A 5,062-nucleotide genomic window follows, 5' to 3' on the forward strand; every position below is an offset into this window, starting at 1 on the left:
ATTAACAGTCAACTGCTCTACCGCTGAGCTACGCCGGAACACGAGGCGCTGTATAGCGACAGGTTCGGGGGGCGTCCAGAGGGTTTTGTAGGGAAAATGCAGGCTTGTCAGCGCAGGGTGTAGCGGCGGGGCGTGCCGGGGTTGTGCCGCGATGAAATTAGCTTATTTTCTTCAAGATCAATCAGATGTGCCAGCACATTTCGGGCGGCGGCGGGGTGCAGGGCGGCGGGTGTGTCGGCATAGAGGCGGGATACGAGGGTTGCGATGTCGCAAGGGGCCTCGGCCAGTGCCGCCAAGATCTGTGTGCTGCGGTCGCGGCGGTGGCGGGCAAGCTCGGCTATCCGCGCTGCGGGGTCATCAACTGGCGCGCCGTGGCCGCAAAACAGCCGTGCAGGAGCGGCGGCGGCCAACCGGTCAAGCGAGGCGAGGTAATCCGCAAGGTCGCCATCGGGGGGTGAGATCAGCGTCGAGGCCCAACCCATCACATGATCGCCACTGAAGGCGCAGCCTTGCCACAGAAAGCTGAGGTGGTTGCCAAAATGGCCGGGCGTATGCAGCGCCTCAAGCGCCCAGCTTGCAGCGGAAACGCGCGCGCCATCGGCCAGTGCTATGTCGGGGACGAAATCCGCATCGATCCCTTCGCCACCCGGCACAAGGCCGGCGGCGGTCAGCGCCTGCATTCGCGCCGATCGCCCCGCCTGTGCGTCACCAAAGGCGAGCACCGGGGCGCCGGTTGCCTCGGCCAAGGGGCGCGCGAGGCCGGAATGGTCAAGATGCGCGTGCGTGACAAAAATATGGGTGATGCGTTCGCCGGGTGCCAGCGCTGCAAGAATCGAGGCCAGATGTGCGGGCAGGGCGGGGCCGGGGTCGATAACCGCAACCTCACCTTCGCCCAAAAGCCATGTGTTGGTGCCCTTTTGCGTCATCGGCGAGGGGTTCGATGCGAGCAGGCAGCGCAACCCTTCGGCGGGGCGGCTAAGCGCTGATGGCGCGGTGGAAGCTTGCATCTTGCACTTTCCTCGGACGGGTGCAGCGACTAGGCTGCGGGCATGGTTTCAATCTCGCAATGGCTCAAGCGCAAGCTGCCCTACGGGTTATACGGCCGCGCAGCGATGATCCTCATCCTGCCGGTGGTCGTGCTTCAGCTTGTCGTCTCGGTGGTGTTTCTGCAACGCCATTTCGAAGGCGCGACGCGGCAGATGACAATGTCGATGACCTACGAGATCAGCTATCTGGCTAGCTTGGCCGATAACGCGGCGGACCCGAGCGACGCCGCAGCCGAGGTGCGGGCCGTGGCGATACCGCTGGGCTTCGAGATGGCGCTTCCGGTGGCGGCCGAGGAGGGCACCAAACGCTCGTTCTTGGACCTTTCTGGCCGGGCCATGGCGACGGTGCTGCGCGAGCACATAGCCACGTTGACGCTGGTCGATCTCAGCGATCCGCGGCGCGTGCGGCTGGTGCTTTCCACGCAGCAAGGGCCGATGCAGCTGGAGTTCAGCCGAAGCCGCGTGGCGGTTTCAAACCCGCATCAGTTGCTGGTGTTGATGCTGGCTACCGGGGCGTTGATGACCTTTGTGGCCTATGCCTTTTTGCGCAATCAGTTGCGTCCGATCACCCGGCTTGCGGTGGCGGCAGAGGCCTTTGGCAAGGGCCGCACTGTGCCCTATCAGCCGCGCGGCGCTACCGAAGTGCGCGCCGCTGGTGCTGCCTTTCTGGCGATGCGGGCGCGGATCGAGCGCCATATCGAGCAGCGAACCCTGATGCTTTCCGGTATCAGCCACGATCTGCGTACGCCGCTGACCCGGCTGCGACTGGGCCTTTCGATGTTGCCCGAGGGCCCTGAAGTTGCGGCGATGGAACGTGATGTCGTCGAAATGGGCAAGCTGGTCGATTCCTTCCTAGAGTTCGCCCGTGCTGATGCGGCCGATACTCCGGCGGTTGCCTGCGACGCGGCGGCATTTCTGACCGAGGTGGTGGCCGATGCGCGCCGCGCGGGCCAGCAGGTCGAATTGCGTGATGTCGACTGTGACGGGCTTGCGACCTTTCGCCCCGAGTCGGTGCGGCGGGCGCTGGAAAACCTGCTGGCCAACGCCGCGCGCCACGCCCGCCGGGCCGAGGTTTCGGCGCGGCTCAGCGCCAATCGGCTGTCGATCGTGGTAGAGGATGACGGCCCCGGCATTGCCGAGGCAGATCACGCCGAAGCCCTGCGCCCATTCACCCGGCTGGACGCCGCGCGCAACCAGAACAGCGGGCAGGGCGTGGGACTTGGGCTTGCCATTGCCGCCGATGTGGCGCGCGCGCATGGCGGAGAGCTGCGCTTGGGCGAAAGCGCGCGGTTGGGTGGGCTGCGGGTCGAACTGCTGCTGGCGCGATAGGCCGCATTGGTCAATTTGCGCAGTGCTGTCCAAGATGGGTTGATACGCAACATTGGCACCCCTAGATATTGGGACACCAGTGGGAAAGGTCAGGCTGCCGAGGTCGGGGCCGACGCCTTTTGCCAGAGAGGAATATAGATGAACGAGATCCTCGCGACTTCATACCCGGTACTGCCGCTGCGCGATATCGTGGTGTTTCCGCACATGATCGTACCGCTATTCGTGGGCCGTGAAAAATCGGTCCATGCGCTGGAAGCGGTGATGTCGGAAGACCGCCAGATTCTGCTTGCCAGCCAGATCGACCCCGGCGTGGATGACCCCGACGCAGAGGGTATCTACCGCACCGGCGTTCTGGCCAATGTGCTGCAATTGCTGAAGCTTCCTGATGGCACGGTCAAGGTGCTGGTCGAGGGCAAAACGCGCGTGCGGATTGCAGAGTTCGTGCCCAATGACCGCTTCTTCGAAGCCCGCGCCGAATGGCTACACGAGGTGGAAGGCGACAGCGCCACCACCAAGGCACTGCTGCGTTCGGTCGGCGAAGAGTTCGAGCGTTACGCCAAGGTCAAGAAAAACACCCCCGAAGATGCCCTGACCGCGATTGCCGAGGCGCAAGACGCAGCCAAGTTGGCGGACCTTGTTTCGGGCCATCTCGGCATCGAAGTTGCGCAAAAGCAGGATCTGCTGGAAACGCTCAACGTGTCAGAGCGGCTGGAAAAGGTCTATGGCCTGATGCAGGGCGAAATGTCGGTGCTGCAGGTTGAGAAAAAGATCAAGTCGCGCGTGAAGACGCAGATGGAGCGCACCCAGCGCGAATACTATCTCAACGAACAGATGAAGGCGATCCAGCGCGAGCTGGGCGACGGCGAAGAAGGCCAGAACGAGTTGGCCGAGCTGGAAGAGCGCATCAAGAAAACCAAGTTCTCGAAAGAGGCGCGCGAAAAGGCACAGGCCGAGCTGAAAAAGCTAAAGGCCATGAGCCCGATGAGCGCCGAGGCGACGGTGGTGCGCAACTACCTCGACTGGCTGCTTGCACTTCCGTGGGGCGTGAAAAGCCGCGTCAAGAAAGACCTGACCGCAGCCGAAACGGTGCTGGATGCCGATCACTACGGGCTTGAAAAGGTCAAAGAGCGGATCGTCGAATACCTTGCGGTGCAAGCACGTTCGACCAAGCTGCATGGTCCGATTCTGTGCCTTGTCGGCCCGCCCGGCGTGGGTAAAACCTCGCTTGGCCGTTCGGTGGCGCGCGCCACGGGGCGCGAGTTCATTCGCATCAGCTTGGGCGGTGTGCGCGACGAATCCGAGATTCGCGGGCACCGGCGTACCTATATCGGCTCGATGCCGGGCAAGATCATTCAGGCGCTGAAAAAGGCGAAAACCACCAACCCGCTGATTCTGCTCGATGAGATCGACAAGATGGGGCAGGATTTCCGCGGCGATCCGGCCAGTGCCATGCTTGAGGTGCTGGACCCGGAACAGAACTCGACCTTCACCGACCACTATCTGGAGGTCGAATATGACCTCTCGAACGTGCTCTTTCTGACTACGGCCAATAGCTACAACATGCCCGGCCCGCTTTTGGACCGCATGGAGATCATTCCGATCGAAGGCTATACCGAGGATGAAAAGCGCGAGATCGCGCGCCAGCACCTGCTGCCCAAGCAGATCAAGGCGCACGGGTTGAAGAAGGGCGAGTTTTCAGTCAGCGACGGTGCCCTGACCGAGATCCTGCGTCACTATACCCGCGAGGCGGGCGTGCGGAACCTAGAGCGCGAAATCGCCAAGATGGCGCGCAAGGCCGTAACCGAGATCCTCAAGGGCAAGACCAAGACGGTCGATGTGACGCCAGAACTGGTCGAGCATTTCCTTGGCGTGCCGCGCTACCGCTTTGGCCTTGCCGAAGAGGCCGATCAGGTGGGCGTTGTAACAGGGCTTGCCTGGACCTCGGTAGGGGGCGATTTGCTGCAAATCGAGGCGCTGAAGCTGCCCGGCAAGGGCCGGATGAAAACCACCGGCAAGCTTGGCGATGTGATGAAGGAATCGATTGAGGCCGCCTCAAGCTTCGTGCGCTCGATCGCGCCCGAAATCGGGGTAAAGCCGACCGTGTTCGAGAAGGTCGATATCCACGTGCACGTGCCCGAAGGTGCCACGCCCAAAGACGGGCCGAGTGCGGGCATCGCCATGGTTACCTCGATTGTTTCGGTGCTGACCGGCATCGCGGTGCGCCGCGAGGTTGCGATGACCGGCGAGGTCACGCTGCGCGGCCATGTGCTGCCGATCGGGGGCCTGAAGGAAAAGCTGCTCGCGGCGTTGCGGGGGGGTATCAAGACCGTGCTGATCCCGCAAGAAAACGCCAAGGATCTGGCAGAGATACCGGCCAATGTTAAAGCGGGGCTTGAACTGGTGCCAGTGTCGAATGTGCGCGAGGTTCTGGCGCGTGCGCTGGTGCGCGAGCCAGAGCCGATTGTCTGGGACGAACTTGCCGAAGAGGCGGCACAAGCCGCACGCGGCAAGGAATCGGACGCACAGGGCACGGTTGCCCACTAAGTCAAAACGGAAAAGGCGCGCCACTGGCGCGCCTTTTGCTTTATATCTCTGGGTGTTAGTGAACGACCTTCATTTCGAGCCCGAGCATCCGGTAGTTCACCGAAAGTAATCCGCCGGGCCCAACCACCACAGCTTCGGGGAAG

The 5,062-nt window shown here is 62.6% G+C and carries 3 protein-coding genes; 2 read left to right on the forward strand and 1 reads right to left on the reverse strand.

The window, feature by feature from the left end; all coding sequences use genetic code 11:
• Window positions 1–107: 107 nt before the first annotated feature.
• Window positions 108–1,007 carry an MBL fold metallo-hydrolase gene (locus tag ABY403_RS13140; RefSeq protein ID WP_372841281.1) on the reverse strand — a complete coding sequence of 300 codons (900 nt, stop codon included), beginning with the start codon at window positions 1,005–1,007 and terminating at the stop codon, window positions 108–110.
• 42 nt (window positions 1,008–1,049) lie between these two features.
• Here ABY403_RS13140 and ABY403_RS13145 point away from each other — a divergent pair, with 42 nt between their 5' ends.
• Both ABY403_RS13145 and lon read left to right on the forward strand, forming a co-directional pair.
• Window positions 1,050–2,375 carry an ATP-binding protein gene (locus ABY403_RS13145; protein WP_372841282.1) on the forward strand — a complete coding sequence of 442 codons (1,326 nt, stop codon included), beginning with the start codon at window positions 1,050–1,052 and terminating at the stop codon, window positions 2,373–2,375.
• Between the two features lie 138 nt (window positions 2,376–2,513).
• The gene (gene lon, locus ABY403_RS13150) at window positions 2,514–4,919 is read left to right on the forward strand and encodes an endopeptidase La (RefSeq protein WP_372841283.1); all 2,406 of its coding nucleotides are present in this window, start codon (window positions 2,514–2,516) and stop codon (window positions 4,917–4,919) included.
• Window positions 4,920–5,062: the final 143 nt, after the last annotated feature.

The sequence above is a fragment of the Phaeovulum sp. genome (genome assembly GCF_041596715.1).
GTDB lineage: Bacteria > Pseudomonadota > Alphaproteobacteria > Rhodobacterales > Rhodobacteraceae > UBA6213.

What these genes read in the sequence shown, in the direction of transcription:
- ABY403_RS13140 (WP_372841281.1), bottom strand. Translation starts at nt 1,007, where the DNA reads ATGCAAGCTTCCACCGCGCCATCAGCGCTTAGCCGCCCCGCCGAAGGG.
- ABY403_RS13145 (WP_372841282.1), top strand. Translation starts at nt 1,050, where the DNA reads ATGGTTTCAATCTCGCAATGGCTCAAGCGCAAGCTGCCCTACGGGTTA.
- lon (WP_372841283.1), top strand. Translation starts at nt 2,514, where the DNA reads ATGAACGAGATCCTCGCGACTTCATACCCGGTACTGCCGCTGCGCGAT.